Source organism: Massilia sp. Soil_C_3, from assembly GCF_057657035.1.
Genome location: NZ_JBDGJG010000003.1, coordinates 458,602 through 477,279 on the forward strand (window position 1 = coordinate 458,602; position 18,678 = coordinate 477,279).

15 protein-coding genes and 4 tRNA genes are annotated in these 18,678 nt (G+C 63.9%); 10 read left to right on the forward strand and 9 right to left on the reverse strand.

Annotation, left to right across the window (positions count from 1 at the left end):
• Positions 1 to 2: 2 nt before the first annotated feature.
• From AC3A6F_RS07770 to AC3A6F_RS07795, 6 genes are all read left to right on the forward strand, one after another.
• A tRNA-Gly gene (locus AC3A6F_RS07770) sits at positions 3 to 78 on the forward strand.
• Positions 79 to 125: 47 nt separating this feature from the next.
• Positions 126 to 201: transfer RNA gene (locus tag AC3A6F_RS07775), tRNA-Gly, on the forward strand.
• 31 nt (positions 202 to 232) lie between these two features.
• Positions 233 to 308, forward strand: a tRNA-Gly gene (locus AC3A6F_RS07780).
• Between the two features lie 77 nt (positions 309 to 385).
• Positions 386 to 459, forward strand: a tRNA-Cys gene (locus AC3A6F_RS07785).
• Positions 460 to 1,156: 697 nt separating this feature from the next.
• A complete protein-coding gene (locus AC3A6F_RS07790; protein ID WP_487679488.1) occupies positions 1,157 to 2,314 on the forward strand; it encodes a branched-chain amino acid ABC transporter substrate-binding protein in 1,158 nt (385 codons plus the stop codon).
• Positions 2,315 to 2,386: 72 nt separating this feature from the next.
• Positions 2,387 to 3,016, forward strand: coding sequence for an alpha/beta fold hydrolase (locus AC3A6F_RS07795; protein ID WP_487679490.1), 630 nt, complete (start codon positions 2,387 to 2,389; stop codon positions 3,014 to 3,016).
• 54 nt (positions 3,017 to 3,070) lie between these two features.
• On the opposite strand, the gene AC3A6F_RS07800 is transcribed toward AC3A6F_RS07795, so the two are convergent.
• Together AC3A6F_RS07800 and AC3A6F_RS07805 are read right to left on the reverse strand one after the other, a co-directional pair.
• Positions 3,071 to 3,499, reverse strand: coding sequence for an ACT domain-containing protein (locus AC3A6F_RS07800; RefSeq protein ID WP_487679492.1), 429 nt, complete (start codon positions 3,497 to 3,499; stop codon positions 3,071 to 3,073).
• 17 nt (positions 3,500 to 3,516) lie between these two features.
• Positions 3,517 to 4,131: a LysE/ArgO family amino acid transporter gene (locus AC3A6F_RS07805; RefSeq protein ID WP_487679494.1), complete on the reverse strand. Its 615-nt coding sequence runs from the start codon at positions 4,129 to 4,131 to the stop codon at positions 3,517 to 3,519.
• A 53-nt stretch (positions 4,132 to 4,184) separates the two neighbouring features.
• Here AC3A6F_RS07805 and AC3A6F_RS07810 point away from each other — a divergent pair, with 53 nt between their 5' ends.
• Complete coding sequence (locus AC3A6F_RS07810) at positions 4,185 to 5,096, forward strand: LysR family transcriptional regulator ArgP (RefSeq protein ID WP_487679496.1); 912 nt, start codon at positions 4,185 to 4,187, stop codon at positions 5,094 to 5,096.
• Positions 5,097 to 5,371: 275 nt separating this feature from the next.
• Here the strand turns inward: AC3A6F_RS07810 and AC3A6F_RS07815 are convergent, their stop codons facing one another.
• The 4 genes from AC3A6F_RS07815 to AC3A6F_RS07830 all read right to left on the reverse strand — a co-directional run bounded on the left by AC3A6F_RS07815 (position 5,372) and on the right by AC3A6F_RS07830 (position 11,178).
• The gene (locus AC3A6F_RS07815) at positions 5,372 to 7,480 is read right to left on the reverse strand and encodes a TonB-dependent receptor (RefSeq protein ID WP_487679498.1); all 2,109 of its coding nucleotides are present in this window, start codon (positions 7,478 to 7,480) and stop codon (positions 5,372 to 5,374) included.
• Between the two features lie 65 nt (positions 7,481 to 7,545).
• Positions 7,546 to 9,048, reverse strand: a complete 1,503-nt coding sequence (locus AC3A6F_RS07820; protein ID WP_487679500.1) for a DUF3526 domain-containing protein — start codon at positions 9,046 to 9,048, stop codon at positions 7,546 to 7,548.
• Complete coding sequence (locus tag AC3A6F_RS07825) at positions 9,045 to 10,526, reverse strand: DUF3526 domain-containing protein (protein ID WP_487679502.1); 1,482 nt, start codon at positions 10,524 to 10,526, stop codon at positions 9,045 to 9,047. The genes AC3A6F_RS07820 and AC3A6F_RS07825 overlap by 4 nt, the downstream gene beginning before the upstream one ends.
• Complete coding sequence (locus AC3A6F_RS07830; RefSeq protein ID WP_487679504.1) at positions 10,474 to 11,178, reverse strand: ABC transporter ATP-binding protein; 705 nt, start codon at positions 11,176 to 11,178, stop codon at positions 10,474 to 10,476. The genes AC3A6F_RS07825 and AC3A6F_RS07830 overlap by 53 nt, the downstream gene beginning before the upstream one ends.
• Positions 11,179 to 11,537: 359 nt before the next feature.
• On the opposite strand from AC3A6F_RS07830, the gene AC3A6F_RS07835 reads away from it, so the two are divergent.
• A complete protein-coding gene (locus AC3A6F_RS07835) occupies positions 11,538 to 12,506 on the forward strand; it encodes an IS1595 family transposase (protein WP_487679506.1) in 969 nt (322 codons plus the stop codon).
• Positions 12,507 to 12,604: 98 nt separating this feature from the next.
• Here AC3A6F_RS07835 and AC3A6F_RS07840 read toward each other — a convergent pair whose 3' ends face one another.
• On the reverse strand, positions 12,605 to 13,762 hold the full coding sequence (locus AC3A6F_RS07840) for a sensor histidine kinase (protein ID WP_487679508.1): 1,158 nt from the start codon (positions 13,760 to 13,762) through the stop codon (positions 12,605 to 12,607).
• A gap of 236 nt (positions 13,763 to 13,998) precedes the next feature.
• Here AC3A6F_RS07840 and AC3A6F_RS07845 point away from each other — a divergent pair, with 236 nt between their 5' ends.
• The gene (locus AC3A6F_RS07845; protein WP_487679510.1) at positions 13,999 to 14,244 is read left to right on the forward strand and encodes a hypothetical protein; all 246 of its coding nucleotides are present in this window, start codon (positions 13,999 to 14,001) and stop codon (positions 14,242 to 14,244) included.
• Here AC3A6F_RS07845 and AC3A6F_RS07850 read toward each other — a convergent pair.
• Positions 14,225 to 16,210: an NPCBM/NEW2 domain-containing protein gene (locus AC3A6F_RS07850; RefSeq protein ID WP_487679512.1), complete on the reverse strand. Its 1,986-nt coding sequence runs from the start codon at positions 16,208 to 16,210 to the stop codon at positions 14,225 to 14,227. The genes AC3A6F_RS07845 and AC3A6F_RS07850 overlap by 20 nt on opposite strands.
• A gap of 254 nt (positions 16,211 to 16,464) precedes the next feature.
• On the opposite strand from AC3A6F_RS07850, the gene agaR reads away from it, so the two are divergent.
• On the forward strand, positions 16,465 to 17,232 hold the full coding sequence (agaR, locus tag AC3A6F_RS07855; RefSeq protein WP_487679514.1) for a transcriptional repressor AgaR: 768 nt from the start codon (positions 16,465 to 16,467) through the stop codon (positions 17,230 to 17,232).
• Between the two features lie 4 nt (positions 17,233 to 17,236).
• Here the strand turns inward: agaR and AC3A6F_RS07860 are convergent, their stop codons facing one another.
• Positions 17,237 to 18,628 (reverse strand): DUF4832 domain-containing protein, encoded by a 1,392-nt coding sequence (locus AC3A6F_RS07860; protein ID WP_487679516.1) that lies wholly within the window; start codon positions 18,626 to 18,628, stop codon positions 17,237 to 17,239.
• Positions 18,629 to 18,678: the final 50 nt, after the last annotated feature.

Consider the following 18,678-nt stretch of genomic DNA (forward strand, 5'->3'; position numbering starts at 1 on the left):
ACGCGGGAGTAGCTCAGTTGGTAGAGCGCAACCTTGCCAAGGTTGAGGTCGAGAGTTCGAGACTCTTCTCCCGCTCCAGTTTTCTGAACTGGCGCTGCAGTCGGTAGTACATTGTAAGGCTCCATGCGGGAGTAGCTCAGTTGGTAGAGCGCAACCTTGCCAAGGTTGAGGTCGAGAGTTCGAGACTCTTCTCCCGCTCCAGGTTTTGCAAGATAAGTGGTAACACTCCTAAGCGGGAGTAGCTCAGTTGGTAGAGCGCAACCTTGCCAAGGTTGAGGTCGAGAGTTCGAGACTCTTCTCCCGCTCCAGAATTCAGGAAGATCCTTTCTTCCCTTGTTGATGTGTTTCATAACCGTTCACATCGATCAAGCGCACTATATCCTCTGGCGAGGTAGCAAAGCGGTTATGCAGCGGCCTGCAAAGCCGTCTAGGTCGGTTCGACTCCGATCCTCGCCTCCAAATATTAAACGAATGGGCCTCTTTAGAGGCCCATTTCGTTTTGTAGGTAAAAATCCTGATCAAGTTATATTCGACTCTCGTTTCGTAGCAGCTTAACGGGTCGTCAGCGGCCTAGCAGGCCGCTGCTACCGCGCTCCCGAGCCAATAGCTAGTTTTGTTGAGGATTGGGTTGGACTGCCGCCGATTTGATCGAGGATTTTTCTCGTTGGAAGTTGATGTTCGCATCCCCAGTGGGATTGGGGGGATTACCGGGGTACTGTCCTTGATAAATATATCCGACTAAGAAACGGCCAGAAGGCGCAGGAAATGAGAGTCGAATTGGTTATCACATTCTGCGATTTGCGAGTTGGAAAGCTAGCTGTCTCGGATGCGGCCCTGGTTTGCAACTGACGAGCGCGGTCCATTTGTTGTCAATGGACATATTCCTTGGCCGGTTTCGTGAAATCGGTGGTGTTTTCCTGCGCATTTTTAGACGCTCGAGTACCGGGTAGGGTCGCGATGAGCTTCGGCAATGCTTCGCAGGTGTCAGGTCTTGCTGTTCGAGTCACAATAATGTCATAGTCCGTGACCAGTTAACCGCATAGCCCGAGACTGCTCATGTCAGTCATCGGGCCTCCAGAACCTGTGTGCACGATTGCTTTTCCGTCATAAGTCGACCTGACAGTACAATCAAACGTCCGTTCCTGGAAGGCCCGCCATGCATATTATTGTCATTGCCGCTGCGTTCTCCCTCGTCTTTGCTGCGGTGCAGCTCGCCCAGGCTCAGCCGGCAGCCAAGGTTTTGCAAGTCAGAATCGGTACCGTATCTCCACTGTCCGGCCCAAGCGCTCATGCGGGCAAGGACATTGAAAACGGTGCTCGCATGGCGATTGATGAACTCAACGCGAAAGGCATCGTGCTTGGAGGCAGCAAGATGCAATGGGTCTTGCAACCCGAGGACGACGGCGCCGATCCAAGGACCGGCGCAGCGGTCGCGCAAAAGCTGGTAGATGCGAAAGTGGCGGCGGTCGTGGGGCACCTGAACTCGGGCACGACAGTGCCGGCCTCGAAAATTTATGCCAACGCCGGCATTCCGCAGATCTCGCCAGCGGCCACAACGCCCGTCTACACCAACCAAGGTTTCAAGACGGCATTCCGCGTGGTCGCCAACGACAACCTGATCGGGCGCACGCTGGCCACTTATACGATCGGCACCCTAAAAGCAAAGAAGATTGCCGTGATCGACGACCGCACCGCCTTCGGCCAGGGGCTGGCCGACGAATTCGTCAAGGGCGTAAAGAAGGCGGGAGCGGGTGCGAGTGTTGTCAGCCGCCAGTATACCAACGACAAGGCAACCGATTTCAGCGCCATCCTGACCAATATACGCGCGCGCAATCCGGACGTAATTTTTTATGGAGGCATGGACGCGGTGGCCGGCCCGATGCTCAAACAGATGAAAGCGCTCGGGCTGAGTGCCAAACTCATTTCGGGCGACGGCGTCTGCTCGGAAAGAATGCCGCAGCTGGCCGGCGACGCGCTGGTCGACGACAAGGTGTACTGCGTCGTGGCCGGCGGCGTCGGCACGGTGCAGCAAGCGGGCCTGGATGGGTTCACGCAACGTTACCAGCAGCGCTACAAGATCCCCCTGCAGACGTACGCGCCCTACGCCTACGATGCGGTGATGGTGTTCGCGAAAGCGATGCAGACAGCAAATTCAGCCGATCCAGCCAGATTCCTGCCGGCGTTGGCCGCCGTCAGGCACGAGGGCGTTACTGGCACCATTGTCTTCGATGAGAAGGGAGATTTGCGCGACGCGGCGATGACGATCTATACCTTCCGAAATCGCAAGAAAGTCCGGCTGGCAGTATTGCGCTAATGCAGAGAGCCCAAACGAGAGCCATGCTGACAACAAAAAAAAACGTTTCATTCAGTTGACCCAGATTTGCTTATGCCCTCAACACTATATTTTCTTCCTGGCGCCCTCGGACGGATGGATTTTTGGGTTCCCGTTGCCGAACTTGTTCGCCATCCTGCAGACAAAATTCACTTCGGATGGCCCGGATTCGGCCCTACTCCGCCTGAGAAAGATGTAAGAGGTATTGACGACCTGGTCAGCAAGGTCATTTCCAGATTGGATACGCCGTCGGCGCTCGTCGCGCAATCGATGGGTGGCATGATTGCGATCCGAGTGGCGCTGGCCCGGCCAGACCTGGTAACTCACCTGATTCTTGCGGCAACGTCGGGCGGCATGGATATCACGGGACTAGGCGCGCAAGACTGGCGCCCGTTCGTCCGGAGCGACCATCCAGCGCTGCCCGACTGGTTCATCGATTATCACGAAGATCTCACGGAGCGCCTTACTGAGGTCGAAATGCCGGTATTGCTTCTCTGGGGCGATAGCGATCCTATCAGTCCCGTGGCTGTGGGCGAAAAGCTGGCTGCCCTCCTGCCGCAAGCCGATCTACGGATCATCCAGGACGCGGATCACGATCTGGGCTGCACGCACGCTACACAGGTTGCCGCACTCATCGATCAGCACCTTCGATCGACCCGATGTCAGAAACCCCGGGTTTCGTAATGGAGCTCGAAGCGGAAGCGGAAGATTGACCACCGGAGTGACCAGCAAAGCGCCTTATAGTTGATGTGAGTCGGGGTTAGCACTACCGACCGGCTTTAGCACATGGCCCGCTTCCCCTAAAAGCGCAATCGCGTTCGGCATGTCGCCTGTCTTGAGCAGTAGGTGGTCGCCGTCGAAAGTCGATACGACGAACACGCCCAGTCCACCCTCTGACAACGGCCGCACAACCGAAAGCACGATGCCCGTGGCGCCGAAAGCAAATGGCCCGACGAAACGTAGGCAAGTCCAGCCGCATTCTTTCTGCGTATTCTCCGGCACGCGTTCAGCCAGGCAGACGATCGACAGTTCGTGCGCCGAGCGGCTGATGGTCACAAAGCCGGGACCATCGGCCCAGGCAGGAATCGCTGCGTTCGGCGCCAGACGGCAGACAGCATATTCGCCGTGCGCCTGTTCCAGTTTGATCTTATGGATCGCTGTTTGCATAAAGCCTTAAAAGATAGTCAGTAAATGAAAAGGGAGGCGGCGATGGCCCACATGAGCACGGCAATCAGCGCATCAAGTATCCGGCATGCGCCAGGCCGGGCAAGCAGGGGAGCCAGCCAGCGTGCCCCAAGCCCCAGACTGGCAAACCACAGCATGGATGCCGCCATTGCGCCGGCGGAAAAGCTGACGCGGCCATGATCCGGTTGTTGCGCGCCGATCGCGCCGAGCAGCACCACCGTATCGAGCCAGGCATGCGGATTCAAAAGGCTGAGCGTGATGGCAGCACGGAAAACTGGCCCACGACGAGGCAAGCTGTTATTACCGCCTTCTAAAAACTGCGCCTGGCCGCGCCATGCCGACAATGCAGCGCGCCGACCGTATTCGATGAGGAACAATGCGCCGCCGATGCGCATAGCATCCATTAGCATCGCGTTGGAAGCGATGATACGACCGACGCTGCTGGCTCCGAGGGCGATAAGCAGAACGTCGCAGCAAATACAGGTGAGGGTGCACATCACGACGTATCGGGCCTGTAGTGCCTGACGCAGCAGAAAGGCGTTTTGTGCACCGATGGCGACGATCAGGCCGCCGCCCATTGCCATGCCTTTTAAAAAAGCGCCAGTTACCATCATTGCCTGCTCGCAACAGAAAGCCGAAGCTTAGTGCGGAGGCGGCGATTAGTATAATGAATGATATTCATACCTTATTCACCAAACTTATCATGTGGGACTATCGCGGACTTGCCGCCCTAACGGCGATCGTAGAGGAAGGCAACTTCGAGCGAGCGGCAGCGGCCTTGTCAATCAGCCAACCAGCTGTCTCGCACCGGTTGCGTGCGCTGGAAGAATGGGCTGGCGAGTTACTGGTGATACGCAGTCAGCCGCCGCAGGCCACCATACGCGGCCAACGGCTGATTTCGCACTTTCGCCAGGTACAACTGTTGGAGTCCAGCATGGAGATCGAATCGAAAGCCCACACCCCGCTGCTGCGGTTGGCGATTGCCGTCAATGCGGACAGCGCCGCGACGTGGCTGCTCGATGCACTGGCACCACTGCTGAATGTGCCCGCATGCCTGATAGACGTGCGAATCGACGATCAGGATGAAACGCTGCGGTATCTGCGGGAAGGGCAGGTGATCGGTTGCATTACCAGCTCGGGCGATGCGGTCGCCGGTACGACAGTGGAAGCGCTGGGAGTCATGTCTTATCTTTGCGTGGCAACGCCGGAATTTGCGGGGCGATGGTTCCCGGAGGGCGTCATCGCGTCCGCAACTGCAGTCGCACCAGCCTTGGTCTACAATCGCAGCGACCGACTGCATGAACGCTATCTGCAGCAGGCTGGATTGCCTCCCGACGTGCCGAAGAACTTTTTCCCCAGTGCGGAGGGTTTTGTGTCGTTCATCAAGGCCGGCTACGGTTATGGCATGGTGCCCGCGATCCAGGTTCGCCACGAACTGGAAGTGGGCGCACTCGTGGAGCTGACGCCGCGACAAGCGGTGAGTGTGCCGCTTTACTGGCACCAATGGAATATACAGACGCCGGTTACCCGGGCGTTGAATATTGCCATTGCCGAGGCCGCACAGCGTTGGCTGGCTTAGCATACTGCGCGACATTTACCACACCGCCTTTATACCGATGCGCTGCGGTCAAGTCACCAGTTCCGCGAAAGCGAGGCACAGTGCCGCCAAAGTCCATCGATTCCAAACGGGGCGACAAAGTCTTACCCTCCTCGCGACCTGTAGCGCACGCCTAACTGCGGTCCGCCCAACGCCGAGCGGGAATGTTTCACCTGATGTGGAAGACGTCGGCGCTCAATGTGACCTACGAAAACCTGTACAGGGCGACCTGAGCGCAGTCAGGGTCGTTTTCCGCATCAGAAGAAATACCGCAGCGACGCACCGCCGCTGGCCTGCGGCACGGTAGTGACCACCAGCCCTGCCGCCGTGCCATAGGCGATATCGCTGGCGAACTTGTGCGGCTGCAGCGTCGCGAACAGCGCGCCCTGGAATTTGCCGATGTCGTAGGTCGCCTTGACGTCGTAGCGCACATAGGTCGGCATATCGCGTTCGTATGACGGCGCGCCCATGTAATAGGGATTGCCGGCCGTGACATACACGTCGCCGGCAAGCGTCAGCCGGCCCGGTCCCAGTGCGCTGCGGTACTGGGCGCCGGCCTTCCAGGTGTGTTCCGGCACCGAAAGGCGGGCGCCGGCGCCGGGGGCCGGGTTGTCCAGGCGCGCGCGCAGGATGCGGCCATAGTTCAGGTAAGTACTGAATGCGCTGCTGAACTGGTAGCGCAGGTCGAGTTCCACGCCGCGGCGGGTGGTCTGGCCGGAGGCCACGAACACGTCGGGCGCCGTGTTGACGATCTCGTCGTCGTTCTGGATGTAATAAAGGGCGCCGGACACGCTCAGGCCGCCGAGCGGCCTGGCGTTGAAGCCGACATCGTGCGAGCGGACCCGGCTCGGATCGATGCCGGCGTTGATGCGCCCGCCCGCAGCGCCCAGCGGTCCCAGGCTGCCGCTGGTGCTGATCTGCTCGGCGGCCGGCGAGCGGAAGCCCTGGGCGATATTGGCGTACAGTTCCACGTCGGGCACGACGTTCCAGATGGCGCCGTACTTTGGCGTGACCACCGAGCCCTTGTAGCCGGTCGACGCGGCTGGCAGCTTGACGTTGACCAGGTCGTAGTCGAATCGGTCGTAACGCGCGCCGCCATGCAGCTTGACGGTCGGCAGTACCCGGTACTGGCCCTGCACGAATACGCCATAGGTCAGCAGGTCCAGGTCCTGGTTGTTGACGTAGTTGGCAGTCGGCTGGCGGTCGCGGTATTGCTGGCGATACGCGTCGCCCTTGTCCTTGCGCGCCTCGGCGCCCAGCGTCAGCACGGCGGCGTCGCCGAAGGTCCAGGTATTGCCGCCGCGCGCGCCGTAGATGCCGCGGTCGTCGTAGCCGTAGGTGTGCTGGGTAGTGCTGGTCTGGATCGCGCGGCTGCGCTCGAAGTCCTCGGCGTAGGCGGTGGCGAACCAGCCGGCCTCGCCGGATGCCGGCCGGCGGTTGAACACCAGGGTCTTGCGCTGGGCGGCGCCGAAGCCGGGCAGGTCGTACATCGTCGAATGCGGGTCGAGCCCGGCTTCCATGGCCGGCAGCGACAGGTAGCCGGCGCCGGCGAAGTCGGACTTGTAGTAGGTGGCGCGCAGGCTGTAGACGCCATCGCCGATCGTGGTCGACAGTTTCCAGAACAGGTTGCTGCGATCGGTAAAGGCGCCGTGGCGGAAGCCATCGAGGCTGTAGCGGTCGGCCACCACCAGCGAGCGCAGCTTGCCGTGCTCGCTGGAGAGCACCAGCGAGCCGCGCCGTCCGCCATAGCTTTCCACGGTCACCGTGGCGCTCGATGGCGTGGCGGCGCCGCCTTCGCGGGTGCGGATCGCCACCGCGCCGGCGCGGTTCTGGTCGCCATACAGTGCCGAGACCGGTCCCTTGATGACGTCGATCGTGTCGATCATGTCGCCGGTCATCCACTCGAGGAATGCCGGACCGTGGCCGGCGCCGCCTTGGCTGGACGGGATGTTCTGCGGCACGCCGTCGATGTAGATCGCGGTGTCGGCGCCGTGCGTGCCCTGGGTGGCGAAACCGCGCATGCGAAAGCCGTTGCCGGTGTCGCCCTGGTCGATATTGTTGGCGACTACGCCCGGCACGCGCCGGAATACGTTCGAGATATCGCGTCCGATGTCCAGCGTGGCGAGCTCTTCCGAGGTCACCGTGACGACGCTGCCGGGCAGCGACCTGGCGCCGGTGCCCGGCGTCAGGCGCTCGTCCTCGCTGCGCTGGCCTTTTACTTCGACCACCTGGGCAGGGTCAGCGGACGCGGCGGCGGCCGAATCGTCTGCCAACGCCGGCGCGGCCAGCGCGCAGGTGAGCATGACGGCATGCGGAATCGCGCGCAGGGACGCGGCGGTCGGGGTCGGACGGGTGACGGAATGCAAGATGACTACTCCAGAAACGTGGGGAAGGTGTGGAAAATAAGTGTGGAAAATCTTGGATGCGCGGCTCAGCCGCGCTGGCGACGGCGTTCGCGGCGCAAGGCGAACAGCGCCAGTGCGACGAAGCAGGCCGCCCATGCCACCAGCAGCCAGGCCTGCCACGGCATCGCGGCCGGCTGCCCCAGGCCTGGGGAAGCGGCGAAGCGCGGCACCGCGTCGAAGTCGCGAAAGCCATAGCCGCCCAGGCAGGTGCGCGGGCAGGGCGAGCGCTCGTCGCCGAGCGCGGCGCGCTGGATGGCGCCCTGGAACCAGTTGCGCAGCGCATGCTGGTGGCGCGCGACCTCGGCGACGAAGCGCGCGTGGCGCGCGCCATCGTTGCCAGCGAGCCGGGAGAAGGCGGCATTCGCCAGCGTCACCGGACTCGCGAGGCTCAAGCGCGCGAACAGGGTGCTGCGGGCATCCCTGGCGGCGGCGAACTCACGCTCGACGCCGGCCATGGTGCGCTCGACCTCTTCGGCACGGTGCAGGCGCGAGACGTTCGACGATACGTTGCCGGGCGCGGTGCGCTGCGGCTTCCATTCCGGGTGGCTGTCGTAGAAGCGCGCCATGCTGCTGGCCGTGTTGGCGTTGACCTGGTCGAGCGCATCGCGGGTTGCCTGGACATAGCGCTCGCGCGGCGGTACCGGCGCACCCATGCGCGCGCCGGCATCGAGCGCGGCGGGCAGCACGATCGCGAACAGCAGCCACAGGCCGAAGCCGGCGAAGGTCGCGCTCATGCGGTTGGCGCAGGCCGCGCACACGGCCGCGCCGACCGCGGTCCAGAAGGCCGAATACAGCAGCACGAGGGCGCTCCAGCTACCCAGCGCGGCGAGGCCAGCGCCATCGCGCGGCACGGCGCCGCCGAGCAGTGCCGCGCCCGCGACGGTCGCCACCAGCAGCGCCGTGGCGAGCAGGTTGCGGGCGCCGGCCTGGGTAAACAGGATGCGGCCGCTGCCGACGCCCTGCAGCAGCAGGCTGCGCAGGCGAAGGCTCTCGCGGTCCTGGGTCAGTACCGAGGCCGACAAGGTCAGCAGCACCAGCGGCCACAGGTAGACCACGAAGAACATCAGGTCGTAGCGCCCGGTGGCCAGGCGCGCCGGATGCTCGATCTCGGTGGCGGTACGCACCGATTCCATCGACTCGGCGCGCACGCGCACATAGCCGGGCTGGATGTCGGCCTGGCCGATCGCCAGCGCGGCGCCCGGCAGGGCGGGCAGCGCCGCGAATCCGACATGTTCGCGGAAGGCGTAGCCGCGGATGTCGACCGGGGTGCGGAAGTAACGCATGCCCGCGAAGTCGGGATGGTCCGGATCGGCGAAGTAACGCGCCGCCAGCGCCTTGGCGTCGGCGCGCGCGCTGGCTTCCTGGGTGAGCGCCGCCTGCTGCGCGGCCTGGGCATGGCGCTGGAAGCGCGTGCTCTCGAACAGGCCGTACAGCGCCAGCAGCAAGGCAGCGGCGATCAGCAGCAGCGTGCCGCGCTCGCGCAGCACGGCGCGCAGGTCAAAACGCGCCAGGGCAAGGATGGACATCATTTGACGCTCCCGGTACGCAGACGGCGCAGGGCGACCACGGCCAGCGCCAGGCTTGCGGCCAGGCCCGCCAGCAGTGGCAGCAGCCAGCGCGCCAGCAGCTCGCCCATGTCGAGGGCGGCGTAGGTGAATCGGAACGGCGGAATACTGCGCCACAGCGCTTCGCCGGCCTGGTACTTGACGCCGTCGCGGTCGGGATTGCGTGCAAGGTCGCTGTTGAGCAAGTCCTGCATCAGGCGCCGGTGCGCCTCGGCCGCCTGCATGAATTCGGTATGGCTGGCGTTGTCGCTCGCCGCCAGCCGGGTCGACAGGCCGCCGATCGCCACCGCCGGCGACAGCCAGGACGCCAGCGCCACCGCATGGTCCTGCGCGGCCATCGCCGCGAACAGCGGACCGTAGTGACGGTCGAAGACCTCGTTGCCGTGGGCCTCGCTGCGCAACTGGCTGATGCCGGCCCAGTTGACCGGCAGGTCGGCGACATCGTCGACGCCATACTGGCTGAGCAGCTGCTGCTTGTGGCGCTCGGCCTCGGCCGGGTCGTCGGGCATGCCGAGTTCTTCGTCGAGCGCCTGGCGGAAAGCCTGCATCGACGGCAGGGGCGCCGCCGACTGCGCCAGCTCGACCGCGGCGCGCGGCAGCACCAGGGTCGCGACGATCCACAGCGTGACCAGCAGCGCCAGGCTGGCGCGCATGGTCCGGGCAAAGGCCGATACGGCCGTCACCAGCGCGGCCCAGGTGGCCAGATAGACCAGGTAGGCGGCCGCGAACAGCACCCCGCGCGCAGCGGCGTCGGCGACCGGCTCGGCGCCGCCGGCATGCCACTTCACGCCGGCGATCGCGACGATCGCCGGCAGCGACATGGTCAGCGCCAGGCAGAGCAGGACCGCGCCGCGCGCGGCGGCGATCGCACCCAGCGGCGCGCCGTTCAGGCGCAGCGCGGGCAGCATGCCGCGCTCACGTTCGGCGGCGAACATGCCGAAACCCAAAAAGATCATGGCGGCCGGCGCCAGCACCTGCAGCATCAGGGCCGGGCTGAGGCGAAACTGGCGATCGGCCCCCGCGCCGTCGGCCGCAGGGCGGTACACCATATCGTTCTGGCGGTGTGCTTCGAGCCACACGCTGGTGCCGACATAGTGCTCGATGCCGGGATCGAGCGCCGCCAGCGTCGGCAGCGGCTTGAAGACGTACACGCCATAGTGGGCGGCGGAATGGGGATTCTTGCTGCCCTGGTGGACCCAGCGCTGGGCCTCGGCCTCGGCCGCCACTGCGCGCGCGGCGCGGGTTCGATCGAGGTCGAGCGAGGCCAGCAGCGCTGCGCAGGCGGCCAGCGCCAGGCCGAGCGCCAGCACCAGGCCCACCCTCCAGTCGCGCCGGCGCTCGCGCCAGTCGGCCTGCCAGGCGCCGACCAAGGCGTGGCGCCACACGGCGTCAGGCACGGGCCGCGAGACTGTCGAGGTAATTGCGTTCGAGTTCGCCTGCATTCAATTCTCCAAGTTTCCATTCGCTGACCAGGTGGCCGCCGACCAGCACCCCGCAGCGGTCCGCCAGTTCCTGGGCGCGCAGCAGATCGTGGGTGGCCATGATCACGGCCGCGCCGTCGTCCGCCACCGCGCGGATCAGGTCGCCGAAAGCGACGCTGGCTTCAGGGTCGAGCCCCGAGGTCGGTTCATCCAGTACCAATACGCTCGCGCCCTTGGCCAGCGCCATCACGATGCCGACCTTCTGGCGCATGCCTTTCGAATAGCCGTGCGCCTGCCGGTGCCACGCGTGCTGGGGCAGGCCGACGCGCGCCAGCAGCGCTTCGATCTCGCTCGTGGCGAGTCGGCGACCCAGCAGGCGCATGAAGAAGTCGACGTTCTCGACGCCGGTAAGGCGGTCGTACAGGGCGACGTTTTCAGCGATGTAGGCGGCGTGGCGGATTGCCGCCTCGGCCGGGGGAAGTGGGGAACCGGCGAGGGTGATGCGGCCGTGGTCGGGCTTCACGAATCCCAGCAGGCAGCCGATGGTGGTGGACTTGCCGGCGCCGTTCGGCCCAAGCAGCGCATAAACCTGTCCGGCCGGCACGTGCAGATTGAGGTCGTTGACGACGGTGCGCTCGCCGTAGCGTTTGGTCAGGTGGTCGATTCTGATCATGGGGTGTGGTGGTGAAGGCGGGGCGCCGCGATGCGGGAATCGGAGACGCGCAGGGGCCGTCAGGACGATGCTCCTCCTTAGTGAGAATGATATATCATTATCAAAAGTGTGTAAATGATCTGAGTTACACGCCGTCCTGGGTGTAACTGGTCATGTCGGTGCCGGTGAAATAGCTGAAGCGTCTGCTGGTGATACGGATCGCGGCCTGCGGGGAATGCTGCCGGTGATTGGCGCTCGCGGCCCTTCAGCGCGATCGCGACTCGGTGTCTTTGGCGCTGTCATCGTTAAATATGGATGAGCATTGAACTGCTGAGCTTACTCGCGGTCCAATCCCGGTCGCCATCGATCGGGAGCGCGCCATGAAAGCGCCGAAGTTCGCCAAGATGTTCGCCCAGCTGCCTCAGCTGAACCAGCCGCAGCGTCAGCAGGTGCTTGCCGCCCTGCATCCGGCAGCTGGGCTCGACCGGGTGGTCGCCCTCATTGGCGAGATCCGGTCAAAGGGACGGCGCTGCCCCGATTGCGCTTGCGAGCGTTGTCACCTGCACGGCCATGCCAATGACCTGCAACGCTATCGCTGCTGCGCATGCGGCCGCACCTTCAACGACCTGACGGGAACGCCGCTGGCGCGGCTCAGGCACAAGGGCAAGTGGCTCGATTATCTCGACACGGTGCTCGATTCACGCACAGTCCGCTCTGCGGCCAAGCGTGTCGGCGTGCACCCCAACACCACGTTTCGCTGGCGCCATCGCTTTCTCGACCGGGTCAAGGACGACCGGCCCGAGCGCCTGGTCGGCATCGTCGAGGCCGACGAAATGTTCCTGCTCGAATCGCAGAAGGGTTCACGCAAGCTCGATCGCAAGCCCCGCAAGCGCGGCGGCAGGGCCGCCCTGCGTGGGATTTCGCATCACCTCGACTGCATTCTGGTGGCGCGCGACCGCAGCGGGCAAACCATCGACGCCGTGACCGGTCGCGGCGCCCTGAAGGTGGCCCAACTGGTCAGGCACCTGCTGCCGAAACTCGATCCCCAGGCGCTGCTGGTCACCGATGCCAACGCCGCCTATCCCGCCTTTGCCCGTGCTCATGGCATTGCGCACCAGGCCGTCAATCTCAGCGCCGGCGAACGCGTCCGCAATGGCGTCGAAGGCGCCATCCATGTGCAGAATGTGAACGCCTATCACCGGCGCTTCAAGGAATGGCTGGCGCGCTTCCATGGCGTGGCGTCACGCTGGTTACCCAACTACCTGGGCTGGCATTGGGCGCTCGATGGCGGCCGAGTCACTTCTGTCGAGCAATTGCTGCGTATTGCATTCGGGGTCATCAACAGGTAACGATGACAGCGCCTTGTCTTTTGACGAATCAGGTTTCCGTCCGAATCCGCCGGTGCATGGGCCAGCGCATGCGCGAGTGTGATGGCTACAGCTTGCGCTCAACCATCCGTCGTCTGCAGGGTAGGCGCCGCCTGGACCAGGCGCGCATCCATCGGAATATCGATGACGAATGTGGTCCCCCGTTCCGCGCTGCTGTCCAGTCCAATGCTGCCGCCATGGCTTTCGGCTACCGCCCTGACGTAGGGCAGGCCGATTCCCCAACCATGGCGCTGGCCGCTCAAGGCGGCCTCGGCGCGGCGGTACATCTGGAAGATGCATTCCTGTTCGTCCGGAGGAATCGGCTGCCCCTCGTTGTGCACGGTCAGCAGCAAGCGCTCGTGGACGTTGTCCAGGCGAATGGTGACCGGCGAGCCGGCGGCGCCGTACTTGATCGCGTTCGAGACCAGGTTTTCCACCGCGCGCTTGAGCGCCGAGCGGTCCCAGCAGCCGACGGTGGGCCGGCCATCGAGATGGATACGGGGCCCGTGCGCCGCCAGGGCGTCGGTCTGGACTTCCTTCGCGACCTCCCAGATATCGACGGCGGCCAGTGCGAGCTGGATGCTCTCGCCACTGTGGAAAGCCATGGTGTCGAGCAGCTCATCCACCATCGCGGCCATGCGTTGCAGATTGGTGAGCGCCTTGGTTGCCACAGTCTTGACCCGCGTCAGGTCATTGCTCAGAAGGATGAGTTCAAGTCCCGACATGGACGCTGCCAGCGGCCCGCGCATGTCGTGGGTCAGCGCAGCCGCGAAGCGTTCACGAAAGCCGCTGTGCACCAGCGAAAATGCCTCGACCGCTTGCTGGATGCCGGCATCGATCGAGGCGTGGATCGTGCGCGCCTCGTGCTGACCGATGTCGACCTGCTCGCGCTGCAATACCTCGAAGATCGCCCAGCGCAGGATCTGGTACTCCTCGATCAATGCCGCATGATCGTAGACGGTGACCCGCGCCCGTTCGCCGCCGTGTTCGGCAGCCACCGAGGTGCCGTCGACCGCCGTGATGCGGGGATAGTCGGGGCTGATGCTCTGGGCGATGTTGTCGTAGAAGACAGGCAGGGTATCGATGAGGATCGGATGCCGGACGTCGCGTGCCTGCACGATCCGTTCGCGCACGCGTGCTTCCCAGGTGGAAAAGACGGCGTCACGCAAGTCGAGCATGCGTCGCGCCGCCTCGGAAAGGCGGGCCCCGGCGCCTTGCTGATCGCTTGCGAAAGTCATCGCTTGCCCATTCGATTGAAGCTGTTCATGCGCGCATGGTACGGGAATCGCCCCAACGGTTAGCGACGATTGTAACAGGGTAGTATGAAAATTTTGCAATTCACGCCGTGCCCGCAGTGACCCGCAACAGAGGGCGCGGGCTCGAACAATCCAGTGGATGACCGTTTGGATTCTGGCCTTTGACTAATCACACGCCGTAAAATGCGGTCTTGATCCACTACGTATAAGACATTCGCATGGAAACCATCGACCAGCGTTACCTCGTCCAGCAAAAAAAGCGCACCGAGGAGGGCAAGCCGCCCGTATTCGCCAAGGTAATGCGTAGCAAAGAAGGCAAGTTCGAAGGCGTCTCCTTCATCAAGAACAAGGAAAAAGCCACCGTCATGACGGTGGCCGAGGCTCAGGAAGTCATCGACTGGGCTGCCAGGAAGAAAGGCAACGCCCACGAATACGACACCAGGGTCATTTGCGTTGGGCAGTAGCCAGGGATCCGGCAACACGCGTCAACTGGGCATTCCCCCAGGTCGCCACCACCGGCGGCGCATCGGCTGCCTGTGATCCACGCACCACCAGTTCAATGACCTTGACGCCCCGGACGTCCGCCTTCAACAGCGGCGCCCTGGCGCCAAACGCCACCGGCGCGCTCTCAGCCAACAGCTTGCCATCGCCATATACGTAGAACCGCACAGGCTGACGCGGGTTTTCGGTCGAATCGTCCACGCCAACCGCGGCCGTCAACTGCGCATAGCCGCCATCGTTCTTCACCTGCAGCCGCGAATTCGACAGCACGCCGATCCCCGACTCGTACACCTGTCCCGCCACCTGCAGGCTCTGGCCATACGGCGTCGTATCCGCCTGCGCGCCGCCCCAGCCCGCGTACTGGGGGCGCGAGCCGCCAGAACGGGTGCTCGACCACGGGTCGATCATGCGGTGGACGGTCGGGTCGAGTTGCGGTTGACGGGTGCCGTCGACGGCGACGTTGATCGCGCCGGGGATCTCCGACAGGTACACGCCGTTGTCCAGTTGCCGCTTGCCGGTCGCCTCGAACACGAGCGTCTCATGCGGGGCGAGCACGAACTGTTTTTCGCCGGTGAAGGTCGAGCTTTGTTTCGACCACAGGTCACGCAGGGTCACCGGTGCGCTGTCGGACAGTTTCAGGTGGCCTGCCAGCAGGGTTACGGGCGCCGGCGAGGCGCCGCGGTTGAACAAGGCCACCGCCTTGCGCTCGCCGTTGCCCAGCGTCTTGACGATGATCTGCGCATCGTCGGAGTCATAGGTGACCACGCCCTGGTGTCCGGCCTTGTCCTGGTTCAGGCCGACGACCTCGGCGTTGCCGATGACCTCGAGGAAGGATGCCGGTCCGTTGCGCAGGTCATAGCTGAGCAGCAGCGGCGCGTTGATCATCGCCCACAACGAGAAATGCGAGCGCACTTCGACCGGGTTGGCGACATCGAATTCGCCGTGGCCGATGTGCAGGATGTCGGGGTCGTTCCATTGGCCAGGGCCGGCGTACAGCGCGCGTTTCGCTGCGCTGTCGAAGTTGTGCAGCATACTCGTCCAGCTCGGCGTGATGTCGGCGCTGGTGCGCCACAGGTTGCCGACATCCTTGCCCCAGCTGCGCACGTTGGCCATGCCCCAGGCGCAGATCGACAGCACATAATCATTATTCGGCCGCGCTTCCTTGATCGCCGCGGCGACTTCTTCGTAGCGCGCGCGTACCGCCTTGACATCGGTGCGGTTGATCGAGCCGCGTTCGATCAGCGGCGCCGCCGCGCGGTAGTCCTGTTTTTTCACCAGGTCCGAGCCGGGCAAAAAGTCGGCCAGCCCGCAGGCATCGATCTTGATGTAGTCGAAGCCCCATTCCTTGAAATACAGGTTGATGTCCTGCCTGACGTGGCCTTCCAGGCCCACCTCGCGCTCGGCGGTCGTGCCCTGCGGCAGGTTGGGCGAATGCAGGTCATAGGCTTGCGAACAGGCGTTGCGCCCGATATCGGTGTAGATGCCAGCCTTCAGGCCCATCGCGTGCAGCTTGTCGGTGAATGGCTTGAAGCTGGTTTCGTTCGGCCCACCGGTGGCCGCCGAGGGAAAGATGCCGGTGCGGATCTGTAGCCGGCCGTCGCCCGTGCGCCGTTTCACCCACCAGCCGTCATCGATGTTGACGTGCTTGTAGCCCAGTTTGGCGAGCCCGCTGTCGACCAGCGTTTGCGCGGCGCCGAGCACCTTGCCCTCATCGACTTCGGTGCGGAACGCGTTCCAGCTGTTCCAGCCCATCGGCGGCGTGCTGGCGCTGCCGTTCGTGGCGCCTTCCCAACGGCCCGCCGGGGCCAGTGGATCGCCCGGGGAGTCGGCATGCGCCGGCGTGAACAACAAGGTCAGCGTGGCAGCCAGGCTACCGCACACCAGTTTCCATGGCTTGGGTTGGGTCACTTTGGTCCGGCAGTCTTTCATGCACATCTCCTGGTTGTAGTACAGGGCTTGCGTCGAGGCAGGCCAAGGGAAAATCGAATCTGGCAATGCACGAAGTCTTCAATTTCGATGGTAATCGAAAGAATTCGAAAAGAAAAGTCATTACATGGCCATTAAAAGGAAATAAAACGAAAATATATGGGAAGTTTTTCCATTTTTTTGCCGCTGCTGGCCGCTCGTGCCGGCCTTGCGCCAATCTGGTAAGCTGACACTTTATTAAAATTATTCGTCCGACCATGGGGCAAACCGGTCAGCGCCGCGATACCATCCTTAAAGCACTTGCTGAGCAAGCGTCGGTACAAGTGAGCGAACTGGTGAAGCAGCTCAAGGTCTCGGCGGTGACGATCCGCAGCGACCTGAGCGCGCTCGAGGCGCAAGGCCTTGCCATACGCAGCCACGGCGGCGCAACGCTGGCCCGGATGCCGCCGACCGAACACACGGTCTCGCAGAAAGACGCGCTCAATCACGAGCAGAAAGAGCGCATCGGCGCATTGGCTGCGCGGCTCGTGAAGCCGGGCGAGAACATCATCATCGATTCGGGCACCACGACGCTCTCGCTGGCCCGCCATCTGCGCGATGCCCAGGATGTGACGGTCATGACGAATGGCCTGAATATCGCCTGGGAACTGGTCAACGCACCGGGCGTCGACCTGATCCTGACCGGTGGGCTGCTGCGCAAGCGCTCGCTGTCGCTCCAGGGGTTGCAGGCCGAGGCCTGCCTGCAGGCCTACAGTTTCGACAAGCTGTTCCTCGGTGTCGACGGCTTCGACCTGCAGTTCGGCGTGACCACCCACCATGAGGCGGAAGCGAGCCTGAACCACAAGATGGTGGAGCGCGCCAGGAACGTCATCGTCCTCGCCGATTCCTCCAAGTTCGGCTTCATCAGCCTGCACCGCATCATCCAGCTCGACCGTGTCAACACCATCATCACCGACGCCGACATCAGCCCCGAATACCGGGAAGGCTTGCGCGACGCCGGCATCGAACTCCTGGTTGCCGGCTGAGCCCTCAGAGAATGCTCAGCGTCGTCCCTGTACGAAACGCGCCGAGCGTTCCATCCCATCCCTGCGAACTGGCGGCATCGTCGGCATTGGCCGGGCGCACGCTATAGCGAACATCGCCCGCCAGCGAGGCGGCGCCATCCGGAAATGCAAGCAACACGTCGTAGGCGCCGGCGGGCGTGCCGGCCGGCACGGCGAACCGTGCGCTTGCTTCGCTGGTCTTCCCCGGCAACCAGGTGCGTGGGTCCATCGAGGCCAGGGCAATGCGCACGACCGCGCCGGTGGAGCGGTGCCTGAGCAGCATGTGCACGCCGCGTGGATTGAAGGCGCGCGCCCAGCCACTATTACGTAGCGTTAGCGCCAGCTCGCCTGACTGGCCGGCCGCCACCGCAGGGCTGTGCTGCAGCGTCTGCAGCTCGAAGCGGTAGCCCATGAGGCGTTTTACTTCGGCCAGGCAGCCCTGCGCCTCCCAGCGCGCGTGAAACAGCTTGCGATAATAGGTGTCGTTCAGGTAGGTCAGGCCGAATTGCCGTCCTTCGCGCAGGATGTCTTCACAGTCCCCGCGCGGCGTCGGATCGACCGCGTCCGCGGGATTGCAGGTCTCGCCGCCGAACGGTGCGACGGTCGAAAGCGCGGCGACGTAGTCGCGCTCGCGGCGGCGGGTCGCCGCGTCTTCGCTGTAGGTGCCGACATCCGTGCTCGAGGCCATGAAGCAGTCGTTGTGCACGCCGATGCGCGAGGCGCTCGAGCCGTCGCGCCAGCGCGGCGCCTGCGGCGCCCACGCCATCAGGTAGGGTGGATAGCGCAGTTGCAGGAACCTGTCGGCCGGCAGTGCACCAAGCAGCGCGTCGCGGATGCGCGTGCGCGCCGCCGGCAGGGTGAGATTGTTGGACGAGGTGTGCCACTCGCCCCAGGCGCCGACGAAGCCGGCCTGCAGGTAGGCGATGACGTCCGCATTTTCCTTCAGCACCGGCGTGAGCTGCCCGAGGTGGCCGAGGACGCGCTTGAGCGGCGCATCCTGCGCCGCCTGGTATCCGGTCTCGCCCCCAGGGTAGTTATAGATAAAGCGCGGTATGAGTTTCAGGCCGGCGCGGCGCGCCGTGGCAAAGCCTTCGTTCAGCGCATCGAGCTGGTTCCGGGGCAGCGCCTCGCCGACGTACCGGTCGAGCCGCACCGGCGCATAGACGATGCGGTAGCCGGCGGCGAACTGCGCATCGGCCTGCGCCTGCGTCCATGCAGCCAGGTCGTCTGCCGCCCAGACGTACATGCCGCGCTCGGGATTGGCGATCTCGTCGTCCGTTGCACTGAACGTGGTTGTCGCGACATCGCCCGCGGCATGAGCGGAAAAAAGGACCGCCCCGGAAAGAAGGGCGGCAAAGGGGAAGAGAGGCAATCGCATCGAGACTCCGTGTCCGATGAAGCGGGCCGGCGCGCACGCCGGCCCGTGCT

Coding starts and splice junctions, on each gene's coding strand:
- AC3A6F_RS07790 (WP_487679488.1), top strand. CDS start 1,157: ATGCATATTATTGTCATTGCCGCTGCGTTCTCCCTCGTCTTTGCTGCG.
- AC3A6F_RS07795 (WP_487679490.1), top strand. CDS start 2,387: ATGCCCTCAACACTATATTTTCTTCCTGGCGCCCTCGGACGGATGGAT.
- AC3A6F_RS07800 (WP_487679492.1), bottom strand. CDS start 3,499: ATGCAAACAGCGATCCATAAGATCAAACTGGAACAGGCGCACGGCGAA.
- AC3A6F_RS07805 (WP_487679494.1), bottom strand. CDS start 4,131: ATGATGGTAACTGGCGCTTTTTTAAAAGGCATGGCAATGGGCGGCGGC.
- AC3A6F_RS07810 (WP_487679496.1), top strand. CDS start 4,185: ATGAATGATATTCATACCTTATTCACCAAACTTATCATGTGGGACTAT.
- AC3A6F_RS07820 (WP_487679500.1), bottom strand. CDS start 9,048: ATGATGTCCATCCTTGCCCTGGCGCGTTTTGACCTGCGCGCCGTGCTG.
- AC3A6F_RS07825 (WP_487679502.1), bottom strand. CDS start 10,526: ATGCAGGCGAACTCGAACGCAATTACCTCGACAGTCTCGCGGCCCGTG.
- AC3A6F_RS07830 (WP_487679504.1), bottom strand. CDS start 11,178: ATGATCAGAATCGACCACCTGACCAAACGCTACGGCGAGCGCACCGTC.
- AC3A6F_RS07835 (WP_487679506.1), top strand. CDS start 11,538: ATGAAAGCGCCGAAGTTCGCCAAGATGTTCGCCCAGCTGCCTCAGCTG.
- AC3A6F_RS07840 (WP_487679508.1), bottom strand. CDS start 13,762: ATGACTTTCGCAAGCGATCAGCAAGGCGCCGGGGCCCGCCTTTCCGAG.
- AC3A6F_RS07845 (WP_487679510.1), top strand. CDS start 13,999: ATGGAAACCATCGACCAGCGTTACCTCGTCCAGCAAAAAAAGCGCACC.
- AC3A6F_RS07850 (WP_487679512.1), bottom strand. CDS start 16,210: ATGAAAGACTGCCGGACCAAAGTGACCCAACCCAAGCCATGGAAACTG.
- agaR (WP_487679514.1), top strand. CDS start 16,465: ATGGGGCAAACCGGTCAGCGCCGCGATACCATCCTTAAAGCACTTGCT.
- AC3A6F_RS07860 (WP_487679516.1), bottom strand. CDS start 18,628: ATGCGATTGCCTCTCTTCCCCTTTGCCGCCCTTCTTTCCGGGGCGGTC.